At 73.6% G+C, this 15,507-nt stretch carries 14 protein-coding genes; 8 read left to right on the top strand and 6 right to left on the bottom strand.

Annotated elements, in window-relative coordinates:
* The first annotated feature begins 69 nt into the window (after positions 1-69).
* From ACZ46W_RS29055 to sucD, 3 genes are all read left to right on the top strand, one after another.
* Positions 70-1,005 (top strand): hypothetical protein, encoded by a 936-nt coding sequence (locus ACZ46W_RS29055; RefSeq protein ID WP_468343655.1) that lies wholly within the window; start codon positions 70-72, stop codon positions 1,003-1,005.
* 272 nt (positions 1,006-1,277) lie between these two features.
* Positions 1,278-2,456, top strand: a complete 1,179-nt coding sequence (gene sucC / locus ACZ46W_RS29050) for an ADP-forming succinate--CoA ligase subunit beta (protein WP_468343652.1) — start codon at positions 1,278-1,280, stop codon at positions 2,454-2,456.
* Positions 2,457-2,476: 20 nt separating this feature from the next.
* A complete protein-coding gene (gene sucD / locus ACZ46W_RS29045; protein WP_468343649.1) occupies positions 2,477-3,361 on the top strand; it encodes a succinate--CoA ligase subunit alpha in 885 nt (294 codons plus the stop codon).
* A gap of 117 nt (positions 3,362-3,478) precedes the next feature.
* Here the strand turns inward: sucD and ACZ46W_RS29040 are convergent, their stop codons facing one another.
* Positions 3,479-4,612, bottom strand: coding sequence for a sigma factor-like helix-turn-helix DNA-binding protein (locus ACZ46W_RS29040; protein ID WP_468343646.1), 1,134 nt, complete (start codon positions 4,610-4,612; stop codon positions 3,479-3,481).
* Between the two features lie 116 nt (positions 4,613-4,728).
* Here ACZ46W_RS29040 and ACZ46W_RS29035 point away from each other — a divergent pair, with 116 nt between their 5' ends.
* Positions 4,729-6,498, top strand: coding sequence for a cell division protein PerM (locus ACZ46W_RS29035; protein WP_468343643.1), 1,770 nt, complete (start codon positions 4,729-4,731; stop codon positions 6,496-6,498).
* A gap of 3 nt (positions 6,499-6,501) precedes the next feature.
* Here ACZ46W_RS29035 and ACZ46W_RS29030 read toward each other — a convergent pair whose 3' ends face one another.
* Complete coding sequence (locus ACZ46W_RS29030; RefSeq protein WP_468343640.1) at positions 6,502-7,284, bottom strand: hypothetical protein; 783 nt, start codon at positions 7,282-7,284, stop codon at positions 6,502-6,504.
* A gap of 249 nt (positions 7,285-7,533) precedes the next feature.
* Between ACZ46W_RS29030 and purN the strand changes: the two genes are divergently transcribed.
* Together purN and purH are read left to right on the top strand one after the other, a co-directional pair.
* On the top strand, positions 7,534-8,151 hold the full coding sequence (gene purN, locus ACZ46W_RS29025) for a phosphoribosylglycinamide formyltransferase (RefSeq protein WP_468343637.1): 618 nt from the start codon (positions 7,534-7,536) through the stop codon (positions 8,149-8,151).
* Entirely contained in the window at positions 8,138-9,691 is a 1,554-nt protein-coding gene (purH, locus tag ACZ46W_RS29020; protein WP_468343635.1) for a bifunctional phosphoribosylaminoimidazolecarboxamide formyltransferase/IMP cyclohydrolase, read from the top strand. Before purN ends, purH begins: the two co-directional genes overlap by 14 nt.
* An 82-nt stretch (positions 9,692-9,773) precedes the next feature.
* Here the strand turns inward: purH and ACZ46W_RS29015 are convergent, their stop codons facing one another.
* From ACZ46W_RS29015 to ACZ46W_RS29000, 4 genes are all read right to left on the bottom strand, one after another.
* Entirely contained in the window at positions 9,774-10,193 is a 420-nt protein-coding gene (locus tag ACZ46W_RS29015) for a hypothetical protein (RefSeq protein WP_468343632.1), read from the bottom strand.
* 87 nt (positions 10,194-10,280) lie between these two features.
* On the bottom strand, positions 10,281-11,663 hold the full coding sequence (locus tag ACZ46W_RS29010) for a serine/threonine protein kinase (protein ID WP_468343629.1): 1,383 nt from the start codon (positions 11,661-11,663) through the stop codon (positions 10,281-10,283).
* Complete coding sequence (locus tag ACZ46W_RS29005) at positions 11,660-12,451, bottom strand: FHA domain-containing protein (RefSeq protein WP_468343626.1); 792 nt, start codon at positions 12,449-12,451, stop codon at positions 11,660-11,662. Before ACZ46W_RS29005 ends, ACZ46W_RS29010 begins: the two co-directional genes overlap by 4 nt.
* A 236-nt stretch (positions 12,452-12,687) precedes the next feature.
* Positions 12,688-13,275, bottom strand: coding sequence for a hypothetical protein (locus tag ACZ46W_RS29000; protein ID WP_468343623.1), 588 nt, complete (start codon positions 13,273-13,275; stop codon positions 12,688-12,690).
* Positions 13,276-13,498: 223 nt separating this feature from the next.
* On the opposite strand from ACZ46W_RS29000, the gene ACZ46W_RS28995 reads away from it, so the two are divergent.
* Both ACZ46W_RS28995 and ACZ46W_RS28990 read left to right on the top strand, forming a co-directional pair.
* A complete protein-coding gene (locus ACZ46W_RS28995; protein ID WP_468343620.1) occupies positions 13,499-14,365 on the top strand; it encodes a bifunctional methylenetetrahydrofolate dehydrogenase/methenyltetrahydrofolate cyclohydrolase in 867 nt (288 codons plus the stop codon).
* Between the two features lie 23 nt (positions 14,366-14,388).
* Positions 14,389-15,405 carry a DUF3017 domain-containing protein gene (locus ACZ46W_RS28990; RefSeq protein ID WP_468343617.1) on the top strand — a complete coding sequence of 339 codons (1,017 nt, stop codon included), beginning with the start codon at positions 14,389-14,391 and terminating at the stop codon, positions 15,403-15,405.
* Positions 15,406-15,507 lie beyond the last annotated feature (102 nt).

The following is a 15,507-nucleotide window of genomic DNA, read 5'->3' as shown; positions in this document are numbered from 1 at the left end:
CCCGCCGTCTCAAGAGCTCCTCAGGGGCTCAAGAGCTCAAGAACTGAATTCGAAGGATCCGACGCACCCATGCACAAGAACATCCGCCGCTCCATAGCCGTTGCCGCCACCGCCACCGGCATGTGGGCGATCGGCACCGCCGCCGCCAGCGCGACCGAGGTGTCCGTCTCGGTGCCGCTCTCCTCGCCGGACAAGGCCGCCGTGGCCGCCGACACGCCCGTCGACTCGCTCGTCGACGGCACCACCGCCGCCGCCACCTCCGACGTCCAGGCCACCCAGCAGGCCGCCCAGCAGGTCACCCAGGACGTCCAGCAGGACACCCAGCACCTCACCCAGCAGGTGACCCAGGACGTCCACACCGACGCCCGGTACGCGTCCGCGCAGGTCCAGGGCGTCGGCGGCGAGGTCCAGAGCGAGGTCCAGGGCGAGATCGACTACCTCTTCGGCCCGCTCGACGCCTTCGCCCACGAGGTGCAGAGCGACCCCGTCGCCACCGCCACCCCCCTCGCGGACGCCGCCCTCCAGGACACGCTGCCGCCCATCGCGTACCGCACCGTCCACGCCGCCGCCCCCGTGGCGGGCCAGGCCGTCGGTGACGCGGGCGTCCTCGCCGAGGACGTCGTCTCCGACGCGTACCCGTTCGCCGAGGGCGTCGTCTCCGGCGTCCAGCCGCTGGCCGGCGGCGTGGCCGGGCAGGTGGACCCGTTCGCGGACGGTGTCACCGGCTCCGTTCAGCCGTTCGCGCAGGCGGTCGTCGACACCGTCTCCGACCACGTCGAGCCGGTCGCCCAGGGCGTCAGCGGCAGCGCGACGGGTCTGGCGTACGGCGTGACCGGTGAGGTGGCGCCGTTCGCGCACGACGTCACCGGCGACGTCCAGCCCTTCGCGACCGGCCTGGTCGGGGGCGTCACCTCCGACGTCCAGCCGCTCGGCGCCAACGCCGTCTCCGGCGTGCAGGGCACCGTCGGCACGGTCACCCCGGACTACCTCCCGTACGGCGTGTGACCGGAGTCTGATCCGGTACGAAATCCGTAGCAACGGGCGGTCTCACATCCGGTGGGGCCGCCCGTTTGAGGTCCGTGCTTGTGACAGGTATCACCGCTCCGGTGTGATCTGCGATTTAGGTGCCCAGGTCTCACGGGGATAATCTGCGAGACGGACATGCCGCGTCCACGGACACCGTGTACGCCTCCCTTGTGACAGCGCAGTCACGTTGCCCTCCGCGGCACGCCCACGCAGACAACGAACCGCGATCACCAGAAAAGGGACGGACGCGCGTGGACCTGTTCGAGTACCAGGCGAGGGACCTCTTCGCCAAGCACGGTGTACCGGTGCTGGCCGGTGAAGTCATCGACACGCCTGAGGCGGCGCGCGAGGCGACCGAGCGACTGGGCGGCCGTTCGGTCGTCAAGGCGCAGGTGAAGGTCGGCGGCCGCGGCAAGGCCGGCGGCGTGAAGCTGGCCGCCACGCCGGACGAGGCCGTCGCCCGCGCGACGGACATCCTCGGTATGGACATCAAGGGCCACACGGTCCACAAGGTGATGATCGCCGAGACGGCACCCGAGATCGCCGAGGAGTACTACGTCTCGTACCTCCTCGACCGCACCAACCGCACCTTCCTCGCCATGGCCTCCGTCGAGGGCGGCATGGACATCGAGGAAGTCGCGGCCACCAAGCCCGAGGCCCTGGCGAAGATCCCGGTCGACGCCAACGAGGGTGTCACCGAGGCCAAGGCCCGCGAGATCGTCGAGGCCGCGAAGTTCCCGGCCGAGGTCAAGGACCAGGTCGCCGAGATCCTGGTGACCCTGTGGAAGACCTTCGTCGCCGAGGACGCCCTCCTCGTCGAGGTCAACCCGCTGGCCAAGGTCGCCGACGGCCGGGTCATCGCCCTCGACGGCAAGGTGTCCCTGGACGCCAACGCCGACTTCCGCCAGCCCGAGCACGAGGCGCTCGAGGACAAGGCCGCAGCCAACCCGCTCGAGGCTGCCGCCAAGGCCAAGGGCCTCAACTACGTCAAGCTCGACGGCGAGGTCGGCATCATCGGCAACGGCGCCGGCCTGGTCATGTCGACCCTGGACGTCGTCGCGTACGCCGGTGAGGCGCACGGTGGCGTCAAGCCCGCCAACTTCCTCGACATCGGTGGCGGCGCCTCCGCCGAGGTCATGGCGAACGGCCTCGAGATCATCCTCGGTGACCCCGACGTCAAGTCCGTCTTCGTCAACGTCTTCGGCGGCATCACCGCCTGCGACGAGGTCGCCAACGGCATCGTCCAGGCCCTGAACCTGCTGTCCTCGCGCGGCGAAGAGGTCACCAAGCCGCTGGTCGTGCGCCTCGACGGCAACAACGCGGAGCTGGGTCGCAAGATCCTGTCGGACGCCAACCACCCGCTCGTGCAGCGCGTGGACACCATGGACGGCGCGGCCGACAAGGCCGCCGAGCTCGCGGCTGCGAAGTAAGGGACGAGGTCAGAAACACCATGGCTATCTTCCTGACCAAGGAAAGCAAGGTCATCGTCCAGGGCATGACCGGTGCCACGGGCATGAAGCACACCAAGCTCATGCTGGGTGACGGCACCAACATCGTCGGTGGCGTGAACCCCCGCAAGGCGGGCACGACCGTCGACTTCGACGGCACCGAGGTCCCGGTCTTCGGCTCCGTCAAGGAGGCGATGGAGAAGACGGGCGCCGACGTCTCCGTCCTCTTCGTGCCGCCGGCCTTCGCCAAGGCCGCCGTCGTCGAGGCGATCGACGCCGAGATCCCGCTGGCCGTCGTGATCACCGAGGGCATCGCCGTCCACGACTCCGCCGCGTTCTACGCGTACGCGGTCGAGAAGGGCGGCAAGACCCGGATCATCGGCCCGAACTGCCCCGGCCTGATCACCCCCGGCCAGTCCAACGCCGGCATCATCCCGGGCGACATCACCAAGCCCGGCAAGATCGGTCTGGTGTCCAAGTCGGGCACGCTCACCTACCAGATGATGTACGAGCTGCGGGACATCGGCTTCTCGTCCGCCGTCGGCATCGGTGGCGACCCGGTCATCGGCACCACCCACATCGACGCGCTCGCGGCCTTCGAGGCCGACCCCGAGACCGAGCTGATCGTGATGATCGGTGAGATCGGTGGCGACGCGGAGGAGCGGGCGGCCGACTTCATCAAGGCCAACGTCACCAAGCCGGTCGTCGGCTACGTCGCGGGCTTCACGGCCCCCGAGGGCAAGACGATGGGCCACGCCGGTGCGATCGTGTCCGGTTCGTCCGGCACCGCCCAGGCGAAGAAGGAGGCCCTTGAGGCCGCGGGCGTCAAGGTCGGCAAGACCCCGACCGAGACGGCCAAGCTGGCGCGCGCCATCCTCGCGGGCTGAGTCACCGCCTGACACAACCGCAAGCGCAACCGCACAGCGATGGGCCCGCTCCCGGACGTACTCCGGGGGCGGGCCCGTCGGCGTGTGCGGCCGCCCGCGTCCCTGTGCGTCCGCGCGTCAGTGCGCGTCCGGGACCAGACGTGCGGGGCCGGTGACCGGCTCGGAGGTGAGCCGGTCGTGCAGGGCCTTGTCCTTGGGGGTCAGGCGTTCGGGGCCGCTGAGGACCGGGACGCCGCCGACCGCCTCGCCCGGCGCCAGCGGGGGCCGGTAGCCGGTCGGCGCGGTGGCCAGGGTGAACGCGGTCGCGCCGACGATGACCGTCGTCAGCGCGATGGCCCCCCTCGTCCAGAACCTGGCCCGGCGCTCACTGCCGCTGCGCACGGTCCGCGCGGTGGCCAGCACGATGGTCGGCCCCTTGGCGAGCAGCGAGGCCAGCCGCTGGTGCAGGACCGCCGGGTCGGCGAGCTCCGGGATGCGCGCGGCGAGCACCTCGCGGGCGTGCAGGACGCGGTTGCCGGCCGCCGGGGTGCTGGCCTCGGTCTCGGCCGCCGTCTCCGGCAGGTCCAGGCCGAGGCCGTCGTACAGCAGCAGTGTGCGGCGGTACGCGGGCGGCAGCTCCAGCAGCGCGCCGCGCAGCGCCTGGGCGGCCCGGTCGGTGGTCGGGGCGTCGGGGTGCCGGTAGGAGCGGCGCAGCCGGTGCCAGGGCGACAGGGCGTACTCGTGCATCGCCGCGCGCACCCACCCGGCCGGGTCCCGGTCGACGGCGACCTCCGGCCAGCGCTCCCACGCCAGGTGGAAGGCGTACTCGACGGCCTCGCGGGACAGCCTGCGCCGCCCGGTGAGCAGGTAGGCCTGCTGTACGAGGGCGGGGGCGGCGTACGCGTACAGCACGTCGAACGCCTCGAACGCGTCGGCCGGCCCGGACCCGGGCGCGGGCACGGCGGCGGCGACGGGCACGGCGGCGGCCGCGGGCTCCGGCTTCCGTGCCGGCTCCGGTGAGGGCTCCGGCGACTCCTTACGGGCCGGGCGGTCCCCCTGGGCGGCGCCCAGCAGCCTCGCGTACGCCTCCCGTTTGCGCCCGCGCGGGCTGGTGCGCCCGGTCTCCCAGGAACGCACCGTCGCGCGCGTGACCCCGACCAGTTGGGCGAGCTGTTCCTCCGTCATGGACATCGCCTCGCGCAGCCGGCGCCGCTCCTTGGGGGACGGCAGCGGGGGCGCGGTACGGGGGGTGGTGGTCGTGGTCCGGGTCATGGCCGGACCCTGGCAGGGCTGCACTCGACGAAAAAGTACATAACCGTATATTGCGCGCCACACCGGCCATTCTCCCGTTACATGGATCAAGCGCGTGTCGTTGGCAGCATGGCGCCGTGACCGAAGCGACCGACCACCCGCCGGCCCTCGTCCAGGGCGGCCGGACCGCCGCGCTGGCCGGGGCCTGTGTGCGCGGCGCGCTCGCCGCCGGGCTCGGACTCGGCTCCGTCACCGTCCTGGTGATGGTGATGTGGATCAGCTCCCCGTACCCCGACAGCGGCCCCGGCGGCGCCCTGCACGTCGCGGCGGGCGTCTGGCTCCTCGCCCACGGCGTCGAACTGGTGCGCCCCACAACGCTCTCCGGGACGCCCGCGCCCGTCGGCGTCGTCCCGCTGCTGCTCGTCGCGCTGCCGGTATGGCTGGTCCACCGGACCGCGCGGGACGCCGCCGAGCCCGCAGAGGCCCGCCCCAGGCCGTCGGCGACCGGCGCCGTGGGTGCCGTGACGGGCGGCTACCTGCTGGTCGCCGCCGGGACCCTGGGGTACGCGGCCGGCGGGCCGCTGCTCGCCGAACCGGTCGCCGCCGCGCTGCACGTGCCGCCGCTCGTCGGGCTCGCCGCGGCCGCCGGGGTGTGGACCGCGCACGGGCGGCCGTCGGGGCCGTTGCCGGCCTGGGTGCCGGAGCGGGTCCGGGTCGGGCTGGCCCGGTCCCGGACGGCGGTCGCGGTACGCGCCGCGGGCGCCGGGCTGGGCGTGCTCGTGGGCGGCGGAGCGGTCCTGGTCGCGGTCTCGCTGGTGTGGCACGCGGGCGCGGCGCGGGAATCGCTGCTCGGCCTGTCCGGCGTCTGGTCGGGGCGGATGGCGCTGCTGCTGCTGTCGCTCGCGCTCGCCCCGAACGCGGCGGTGTGGGGCGCGGCGTACGGGCTCGGGCCCGGCTTCCTGCTCGGTACGGGGGCGACGGCGACCCCCCTCGGGGTGACCGGGGCCGACGCCCTGCCGCCCTTCCCGTTGCTGGCCGCCGTACCGGCGGACGGGCGGGGGACCTGGGTGCACTGGACGGCCGCGGTGGTGCCGGTGGCGGCGGGCGCGGCGGTCGGGTGGTTGTGCGGGGGGCGGGTGCGGGGCGCGGGGGCGCGCGACGCGGGGCTGCGGGACGCGGCGGTGGCCGCGCTGCTGGCGGCCGTACTGCTCGGGGCGGCGGTCGCGGCGCTGGCGGCGGCCTCGGGCGGGCCGCTGGGCACGGGGCGCCTCGGGGCGTTCGGCCCGGTGTGGTGGCGTGTGGGCGGTGCGGCCGTGGCGTGGACGGCGGGGCTGGGCGTGCCGGTCGCGCTGGCGCTGCGGGCGTGGCGGCGGCGGGACCGGGGCGGGACGGTGGCGGTGCCGGAGCCCTTCCCGGGCACGCCGCCGGTGCCGGTGCCGGACACGGCGGCCCCCGCGCCGGCCCGGTCCGCGCCCGTCGGGCCCGCCGCCGCCGAGCGGCCGGCCCCGGAGGACGACCCCGGCGACCCGGCCTTCGAGCCGTACGACTTCCTCCCGGCGGCCTGGGAGGACCCCTCGGCCCGCGAAGCCCGCTGGACGGCGCTCAAGGAGGCCTCGGGCGGCCTCATGGCGGCCTTCCCGCCCAGCACCCCGGCCCGCGGGGCCCCGGGCGGTGAGACCCCCGGCCGCGAGACCCCGACCCGGGAGGCCCCAGCCCAGGAGACCCTGGGCAACGAGACCCCGGCCCGCGAGATCCCGGCTCACGAGACGCCCGCCCGCGAGACCCCGACCCGGGAGGCCCTGGCCCACGAGACCCCGGCCCACGGGACACCGGACGAGCCCGCGCAGGAGCAGGCGGCCCCCGGCGGGCCCGCCGAGGGCCGGGCGGTCCCCGGCGGACCCGCCTAGGTCCTACTCCTTGACGCCGAAGACGTCGCGCAGCGGCTCCGGGAGCATCTCGTTGCAGGAGAGCTGGCCCGTCTTGGTCAGGGCGTCGTCCACGCACGCGTAGTAGTCGCGGTAGACGACCTGGATCGTGAACGTCGCCGCCACGATCATCAGGGCCAGCGCCGCCGTGACCAGACCGCTCACCGCGGCGGTCGTCTGCGGGCGGCCCGAGCCGGGCGCGGGGCCGGCCGGGGCCGGGTCCGGGGCGCCCGTCGTGACCGGCTGGGGGGCGGCGGCGGTGCGGGACTTGCCGCGCAGGGAGCTGATGCCCCAGTACAGCGCCAGGGTGCCCAGGAGCAGACCGATCTCCGGGAAGTCGAAGATCGCGAAGAAGAACGCCCACATGCCCGACAGCAGCGCGTACCGCGCGCGGCGCTGCGCCGGGTCGGTCGGGTCCCAGCGCAGGTTGGGCGCCTCGGGGCCGCCCTGGCCCTGGCCGCCACCCTGCCGCCCGTCGCTCGGGCGGTTGCCGAAGCCGCCCGACGAGCGTCCCGGCTGTCGCGGGCTCCACTGGCTGCCCCAGGCCGGGCGCTCCTGGTCCCGGGAACCGTCCGCGGAGCCGTCGGAACCGTCGGAGCCCCCGGCGCCGTCCCCGCCGTCACCGTTGTCCGGTCGGCGCGGCTGCCAGGGCTGGTCCGGCCTGCCCTCCGGCGGCGGCGCGAACGGATTGTTCTCGTCCCTGGGCTCCGTGGACTGGCGTTCCCGCGGCAGGAGGTGGATGGCCGTGCGGCGGCGTCGGTCCGGCATGTGGTGAACGTCTTCCCCTCAGACCCCGGGCCGGCGCGACAGCGCGGGCGGGGGTCTCGTGTCGTCGTGTCCGTCCGTTCGGGGACGGCCCTGCCTCAGACGCTACCCCCCGGCTCCGCCCCCGTCCCGTGGGGGCGGCTCGGTGTGCCGGTATCGTTGCTGACGGTCGGCTCTCTCGTAGAGTTCCCCGTATCGAGGGGCTCGATTCGTTCGTACGACCATACAAAGCAACGCGAAAAGGGTTTCCCCGTGGCTGCCGCCCGCCTCGTCGTCCTGGTCTCCGGATCGGGCACGAACCTCCAAGCTCTGCTCGACGCCATCGGTGATGATCCCCAGGACTTCGGGGCCGAAATCGTCGCCGTCGGCGCCGATCGCGACAACATCGCCGGTCTGGAGCGGGCCGAGCGCGCCGGACTCCCCACCTTCGTGTGCCGGGTCAAGGACCACGCCACGCGCGACGAGTGGGACCACGCGCTCACCGAGGCGACCGCCGCGTACGAGCCGGACCTCGTCGTCTCGGCCGGGTTCATGAAGATCCTCGGGAAGGAGTTCCTGTCCCGGTTCGGCGGCCGGATCGTCAATACGCACCCGGCCCTGCTGCCCAGTTTTCCCGGTGCCCACGGAGTGCGGGACGCGCTCGCGCACGGCGTGAAGGTCACCGGATGCACCGTCCACTTCGTCGACGACGGCGTCGACACCGGCCCGATCATCGCCCAGGGCGTGGTCGAGGTCCGGGACGAGGACGACGAAGCCGCTCTCCATGAGCGCATCAAGGAAGTCGAGCGCTCGCTGCTCGTCGAGGTCGTGGGGCGTCTGGCCCGGCACGGCTACCGCATTGAGGGACGAAAGGTTCATGTCGGTGAATAAGCCCATCCGTCGCGCGTTGATCAGTGTCTACGACAAGACGGGGCTGGAGGAGCTCGCCCGCGGGCTGCACGAGAACGGCGTCGAGCTGGTCTCCACCGGCTCCACCGCGGCCAGGATCGCCGCCGCTGGTGTCCCGGTCACCAAGGTCGAGGAGCTGACCGGCTTCCCCGAGCGCCTGGACGGCCGCGTCAAGACCCTGCACCCGCGCGTGCACGCCGGAATCCTCGCCGACCTGCGCCTGGACGCGCACCGCGAGCAGCTCGCCGAGCTGGGCGTGGAGCCGTTCGAGCTGGTCGTGGTGAACCTGTACCCGTTCCGCGAGACCGTCGCCTCGGGCGCGACGCCCGACGAGTGCGTCGAGCAGATCGACATCGGCGGCCCCTCCATGGTCCGCGCCGCCGCCAAGAACCACCCCTCCGTCGCGGTCGTCACCTCCCCGGCCCGGTACGGCGACGTCCTCGACGCCGTCAAGGCGGGCGGCTTCGACCTGGCCGCCCGCAAGCGCCTGGCCGCCGAAGCGTTCCAGCACACCGCCGCGTACGACGTCGCCGTCGCCTCCTGGTTCGCCGACGAGTACGCCGCGGCCGACGACAGTGGCTTCCCGGACTTCCTGGGCGGCACCTACACCCGCCAGAACGTGCTGCGCTACGGCGAGAACCCGCACCAGGGCGCCGCGCTCTACGTCGACGGGACGGGTGGCCTCGCCGAGGCGGAGCAGCTCCACGGCAAGGAGATGTCGTACAACAACTACACGGACACCGACGCTGCGCGCCGGGCCGCGTACGACCACGACGAGCCGTGCGTGGCGATCATCAAGCACGCCAACCCGTGCGGCATCGCGATCGGCGCGGACGTCGGCGAGGCGCACCGCAAGGCGCACGCCTGCGACCCGCTGTCCGCCTTCGGCGGCGTCATCGCCGTCAACCGGCCGGTGACCGTGGAGATGGCCGAGCAGGTCGCCGAGATCTTCACCGAGGTGATCGTGGCGCCCTACTACGAGGCCGGCGCGGTCGAGGTCCTCTCGCGCAAGAAGAACATCCGCGTGCTGCGCTGCCCCGACGCCCCGTCCGCCCCCGTCGAGGTCAAGCCCATCGACGGCGGCGCGCTGCTCCAGGTCACCGACCGCCTCCAGGCCGACGGTGACGACCCGGCGAACTGGACGCTCGCCGCGGGCGAGGCCCTGCCCGCCGAGGAGCTGGCCGAGCTGGCCTTCGCCTGGAAGGCGTGCCGGGCCGTCAAGTCCAACGCGATCCTGCTCGCCAAGGACGGCGCCAGCGTCGGCGTCGGCATGGGCCAGGTCAACCGCGTCGACTCCGCCAAACTCGCCGTCGAGCGGGCCGGCGAGGAGCGGGCCCGTGGCTCGTACGCCGCGTCCGACGCGTTCTTCCCGTTCCCCGACGGCCTGGAGATCCTCACCGCGGCGGGCGTCAAGGCCGTGGTGCAGCCGGGCGGTTCGGTCCGCGACGAGCAGGTGATCGAGGCCGCGAAGAAGGCGGGCGTGACGATGTACTTCACGGGCACCCGCCACTTCTTCCACTGACGGGACGCGACCACGGGCCGCACCCTTGGGAAGGATGCGGCCCGTGGTCACGGCAGCCATGAGCGAGGGTGTGCGGCGGTCCTCAGACCCTGCGCATCCACACCGCGTAGCTGGTGGCGGTCCAGTGGCTGCTGTCGCCGGGCGCCTTGCTGAAGTTGTCGACGTCGCCCTGGGGGCAGGCCTGACCCGAGTAGTCGGCGTCGTACTTGCCGTTGGTGCCCCACCATTCGATGACGACCTGGGCGCAGTAGCCGTCGGCGGCGGTGTCCTTGACCCAGCCCGAGGCCGCGGTGCTCGAGATCGTGCCCGCCGAACTCCCGTACGAGGTGGACCTGCTCCAGGAACCCTGGGCGGTGAAGTCCCCGCTCTTCGTGACGAGGACCCAGCCTTCTCCGGCCGGCGCCTCGGGGGCCCGCGACTCCGCGGCGGCGGGTGCCGCCAGCCCTGCCAGGAGAGCGGCCGAGGCGGTGGCTCCCAGGAGTGCCTTGCGTACGATCGACATGCCGTTTCCTTCCTCCGTTGGTGTGCTCGCATCCGAAGATGCCGGGGACGGGGAAGGGCCGGAACCTGGAACGTTGCAGGGTCCGCCTCAGCAGTGATCGACCCATCGGTGGGACAGCGGGGCGTACGTCCCCGCCAGGTTGCCCTGCTGCCGTACGGCGGTGCAGCCGGTCCGGCGGCTGGCGCGGGTGAGGTCGACGCCCACGGGGGTGAAGTCGCGGCCCCGGAAGTACTCCACGCCGCCCCACCTCGATCCGTCGTCGGGCATGTTGACGAAGACCGACCTCACCGGCCGGTCCCTGGTCCACGCACAGGTCTCCTTCCCCGAGAGCCAGTCGGTGTCGTCGCGCTCCCAGTCGCACATCTCGCCGTTGCCGTACTGCTCGCTGAAGAAGCAGACGGAGCGCTGCGGGCAGTGGTGGTAGCCGTACGACAGCTCGTCGTCCCGCATCAGGTGAACCCCCGATGCCCCGAGGAGAGCCGACGCCAGAGCGGCCACCAGGGCCGGGCGGCGCCGCCACCGGCGCGGGCGCGGTCTCGGCAGGCGGGCCGAACGGGCGGCCCCGGCGGCGCGCTCCACCCGCCGCAGCAGTGAGGCCGTGTCGTGGGCGGCGCGCTCCGCGTGCGTACGGGCCAGGCAGTCCGTGATGATGTCCCGCCACGCGCCCGGAAGTTCGGGGGACAGCCGGAGTTCCTCGGCGCCCCGCGCGTAACGCACCGCCGCGTCGCGGCGCGCCTCGGGCGTGCCGCCCGGCAGCGGCAGGGAGCCGGCCAGTACGAGGTGCGCCAGTACGCCGAAGGCCCATACGTCGGCCGTCGGGCGGATCTCCCTGCCGTGTTCGCCGATCTCGGACCACAGGAGTTCCGGCGGGGTGTAGTCGGGGGTGGAGAAGGCGGGGGAGTAGGCGTGTGTGCCGTCCAGCTCCGCCGCGAGGTTGAAGTCGCCGAGCTTGACCGTGCCGTCCCGCATCAGCAGCACGTTGGCGGGCTTCAGGTCGCCGTGCAGCCACTCCGCGTGGTGCAGTTGGTGCAGCCCCGCGCACACCTGCGCCAGCAGCGCGGGCCCCGACCCCGGTACCGGGGTCCGGGCCAGCAGGGTCTCCAGGGAGCCCTCGGCCCGTTCCAGTACGAGGACGGTGGCACCGTCGAGTTCGGGGCGGTCCGGGTCGTCGACCGTCAGCGCCTCGTACATGCGGATCAGCCGTGGCGCGCGCAGCCTGCGCAGCAGCCCGACTTCACGCTCGGCCAGTTCCCGGAGGTGACGCAGCCGGCGCGGCGTCTGCGTGCCGGTCGGCAGGAACTTCAGGGCGGCGTGCCGGGGCGGTCCGGGCGGCCCGTCGCCGGTGCGCCGGGCCGCGTACACGCTGCCGAACGCGCCGGACGCGATGGCCTCGCGTACCTCCCAGTGGCCGACGCGGTAGCCCTTCGGCACCGGTACCGCGAACGGCTGCCGCGGCGGTGGGGTGCTCATCGCACCGCCCCGCTGGGGAGGGCGGCGAGGACGATGAGGTCGTCCTCGCGGACCAGGTCGAAGCGGAGGGCCAGCGAGACCAGCGACTCCTTCTTGCCGTTCTTGCGCGGGCCGGTGTCCGCGGTGTCCGGGGCCGGCTTGAGGCGCAGTTTCACCGCCAGGTAGTCGATGTTCCAGTTCACCGACGAGCGGTTCGCCGCCGGCCAGGTGGGGCGCAGCCGCTCCACCACCTGGTCCAGGGTGGGCAGCGGGGCGTGGGGCAGACCACGCAGCCGTGGCTCGCACAGCGCGGCGAGCACCGCGTAGTACCGGGTGGTGCGGTCGAGGGCGAAGGCCGGGGCGGTGGTGGCCCCGGAGAGACCCGCGCGGTCGACGGCGCGGTAGTCGTGGCGGGGCGCCCAGACGTCGAAGGTGAGCAGCTCGCCCGCGGCGGGCAGGACCACACGGGAGAACTCGAACGGTACGGGCGCGTCCAGGCGGCCAGGCGCGATCTTGATGTGCTCACCGGCGCCCTCCGGGTTCTCCACCACGTAGGTCTGCTCGTGGCTGAGATTGCTCAGGATCCAGAACGCGCGGTGCGCGGTGATCTCACCGGCGACCCGGGACACCCCTTCGTGGGCGATGGTCAGACCGTCCTCGGCGGTGGCCGCCCTGCCGAAGACGAGCCTCTCGCCCGCCGCGAGCCTGATCCGGCTGTCGGGGCTCTGACCGGTGCCGCCGCCGGTGCCGCCGCCGGTTCCGCCACGGGTTCCGCCGCACCGCGGTGGAACAACGATGATGGTGTACACGGAGTTCCCCCTCCTCCTGCGCCAACGGCAGTCAGGGTAAGGGCTTTCCGGAGGAGGCGTCCGTGGCCGAGGGAGAGGGTAAACGGCCGTTTCGGCGTAAACGCGGGAAGGCCGCCCCGGGTGGTTCATCGTTCGTTCGGTGGACGTTTATCCGGCGGCGGAGACGGCGAAGGCCGTGTGCCGCCGCCGGAGAGCGGTGGCACACGGCCTTCGTACGCGTACGGTCCGCGCGCGTATCAGTAACGCGGGCGGTTGAACCACGCGGTGGCGCTGCTGTTGACCATCGACGCGAGGATGATGCCGCCGATGGCGAGGCCGATGACGCCGCCGATCGCCGCGCTGGCGGTGCCCTGCGTGAAGTTGCTCAGGCTCATCAGGATGAACAGCGCGGAGTAGACGATGGTCGTCACGCGAACGCCGTTGCCTCCCTTGGAGAACTTGGCGCCGAGGACGATGGCCCAGACCGCGAAGGCGATCAGGATCAGGACCACGATGAAGCCGAGCCCGGCGAGACCGTCCGTCGCGTCACCCGCGCCCACCGAGTCCGAGACGTCCTGCGCCGCGGCGATGACGAAGGCGAAGATGATGCCGAAGATGATCTGGAGACCGGCCACGATGAACAGGAGCACGCGGGCCGTCTGCATCAGGCCGGGCATCGTCATCGGCGCGCCGCCCGGGTAGCCGGCGCCGTACGCCGGCGGGGGCGGGGCGGCCGGGTAGCCGTAGCCGGGCTGCTGCGGCTGGCCCTGCTGGGGGTAGCCGTAGCCGGGCTGCTGGGGCTGGCCCTGCTGGCCGTAGGGATTGTTCGGGTCGCCGAAGCTCATGGCGGGTTTCCTCCGTTGTTTTGCGGGGACGGCGCGGCCCGCGCGGAGGAACTTCACGAACTTTTTAGCGGTTTGCCCCCCGGCACTGCCCGCGGCACTGCGCGGATCATCGTCGTCGTATCGTCGACTTTTTGTCCAGTCGGATAACGAGGGTGTTGTGCAAGTGCAACCTCCAACGGCCTCGAATTGGAACCGGGGCGGGGTCATCCGCGAGGATGGGCACATGACCGCCCAGATTCTCGATGGCAAGGCCACCGCCGCCGCGATCAAGTCCGACCTGACCGCCCGCGTGGCGGACCTCAAGGCCAAGGGCATCACCCCGGGCCTCGGCACCGTCCTGGTCGGCGACGACCCGGGCAGCCAGAAGTATGTCGCGGGCAAGCACCGCGACTGCGCGGAGGTCGGCATCGCCTCCATCCAGCGGGAACTGCCCGCCACCGCCACGCAGGAGGAGATCGAGGCGGTCGTACGCGAGCTGAACGAGGACCCGTCCTGCACCGGCTACATCGTGCAGCTCCCGCTGCCCAAGGGCATCGACGAGAACCGCATCCTGGAGCTGATGGACCCGGCCAAGGACGCGGACGGGCTGCACCCGATGAACCTGGGCCGCCTCGTGCTCAACGAGCCCGCCCCCCTGCCCTGCACCCCGAACGGCATCATCGCGCTGCTGCGCGCGCACGGCGTCGAGATCAACGGCGCGGAGGTCGTGGTCGTCGGGCGCGGCACCACCATCGGGCGTCCGATGCCGCTGCTGCTCACCCGCAAGTCCGAGAACGCGACCGTCACGCAGTGCCACACGGGTACGCGTGACCTCGCCGCGCACCTGCGGCGCGCCGACATCATCGTGGCCGCGGCGGGCGTGCCGCACCTGATCAAGCCCGAGGACGTCAAGCCGGGCGCCGCCGTCCTGGACGTGGGCGTCAGCCGCGACGAGAGCGGCAAGATCGTCGGCGACGTCCACCCGGGCGTCAACGAGGTCGCCGGGTGGCGCGCCCCGAACCCGGGCGGCGTCGGCCCGATGACGCGGGCCCTGCTGCTGGTCAACGTCGTCGAGGCGGCCGAGCGCGCCGCTGCCGCCACCGCGAGCTGAGCCGGACCGGAGAGGGCGACCCCATGGGCGTACGGGCGAACGACGACCCCGCCACCACGGCCGGCACCCCGGCCCCGGGCGGGCCGACCGAGGAGACGGCGGCCCGCGCGGCGACCGACGGCCGGTCGCCGGACCCCGCCACGGCGGCCGACCGCCCCGCCGCCGCCCCGGCGGACGACACCCCGGACGCCGGGCGCACCGCCCCCGGCGCCCCCGCCGCGGACGCCCCCGACACGCGGCTCACCCCCGACCCCGCCGACGCGACCGACCCCGCCGACGCCCCCACCGGCCGTTCCGGCACCGACGCGGCCGACCCCGCCGACGCGGCCGACCCCGCCACCGGCCGCTCCGGCACCGACGCGACCGACCCCGCCGACGCCCCCACCGGCCCTTCCGGCACCGACCCCGCCGACGCGGCCGACCCCGCCACCGGCCGCTCCGGCACCGACCCCGCCGACGCGGCCGACCCCGCCACCGGCCGTTCCGGCCGTGAGGAGTCCCTTGCCGCGCCGGCCGACCGTTCCCGCGCCGGGGTGGCCGCGTCGGGGGAGGCGCTTGCCGAGGCAGGGGGCCCGGGCGCCGGGCGCCCCGGCGCGGAGGGGGACGGCCGGAGCGCCGGGGCAGGGCCGGCCCGGCCCGTGCGGGCGTCCCGGCGGCCGCCGACCGTTACGCGGGACACCGCGCGGCCCGAGGGCGGCGGGCGGGCCGCGCCGGGGGACGCGCCGGCGCCCGCGCGGCAGTGGCCGTTGCTCACCGTGCTCGGGCTGACCGCGCTCGGGCTGCTGGTCGTCGGGTTCGACCCGTTCCCGCAGGCGCCCCGCGTCGGGGCCATGCTGATCGGCGTCGCCTTGCTCACCGGTGCCGCCATGCGGCGCGCCCTGCCGTCCGTCGGGATGCTGGCCGTCCGGTCGCGGTTCACCGACATGGCCGCGTACGGCCTGCTCGGCGCCGCCATCGTGCTGCTGTCGCTGATGACCCAGCCGGACCCCTGGCTGGAGATCCCGTTCCTGGAGGACGCCGTCCGGTTCGCGGTGCGCTAGGCCCTGTCCGGCCGGCCTCGCCGGGCCGGCCCGATCGACCGGACAGGCCCTGGACGGCCGCGTCGGGCGGCCGCGTACGGCCTCGCGCTCTACCTTGACGAC

It is taken from the genome of Streptomyces sp. NPDC031064, from assembly GCF_055570965.1.
This window is presented reverse-complemented; position numbering and strand designations above follow the sequence as displayed.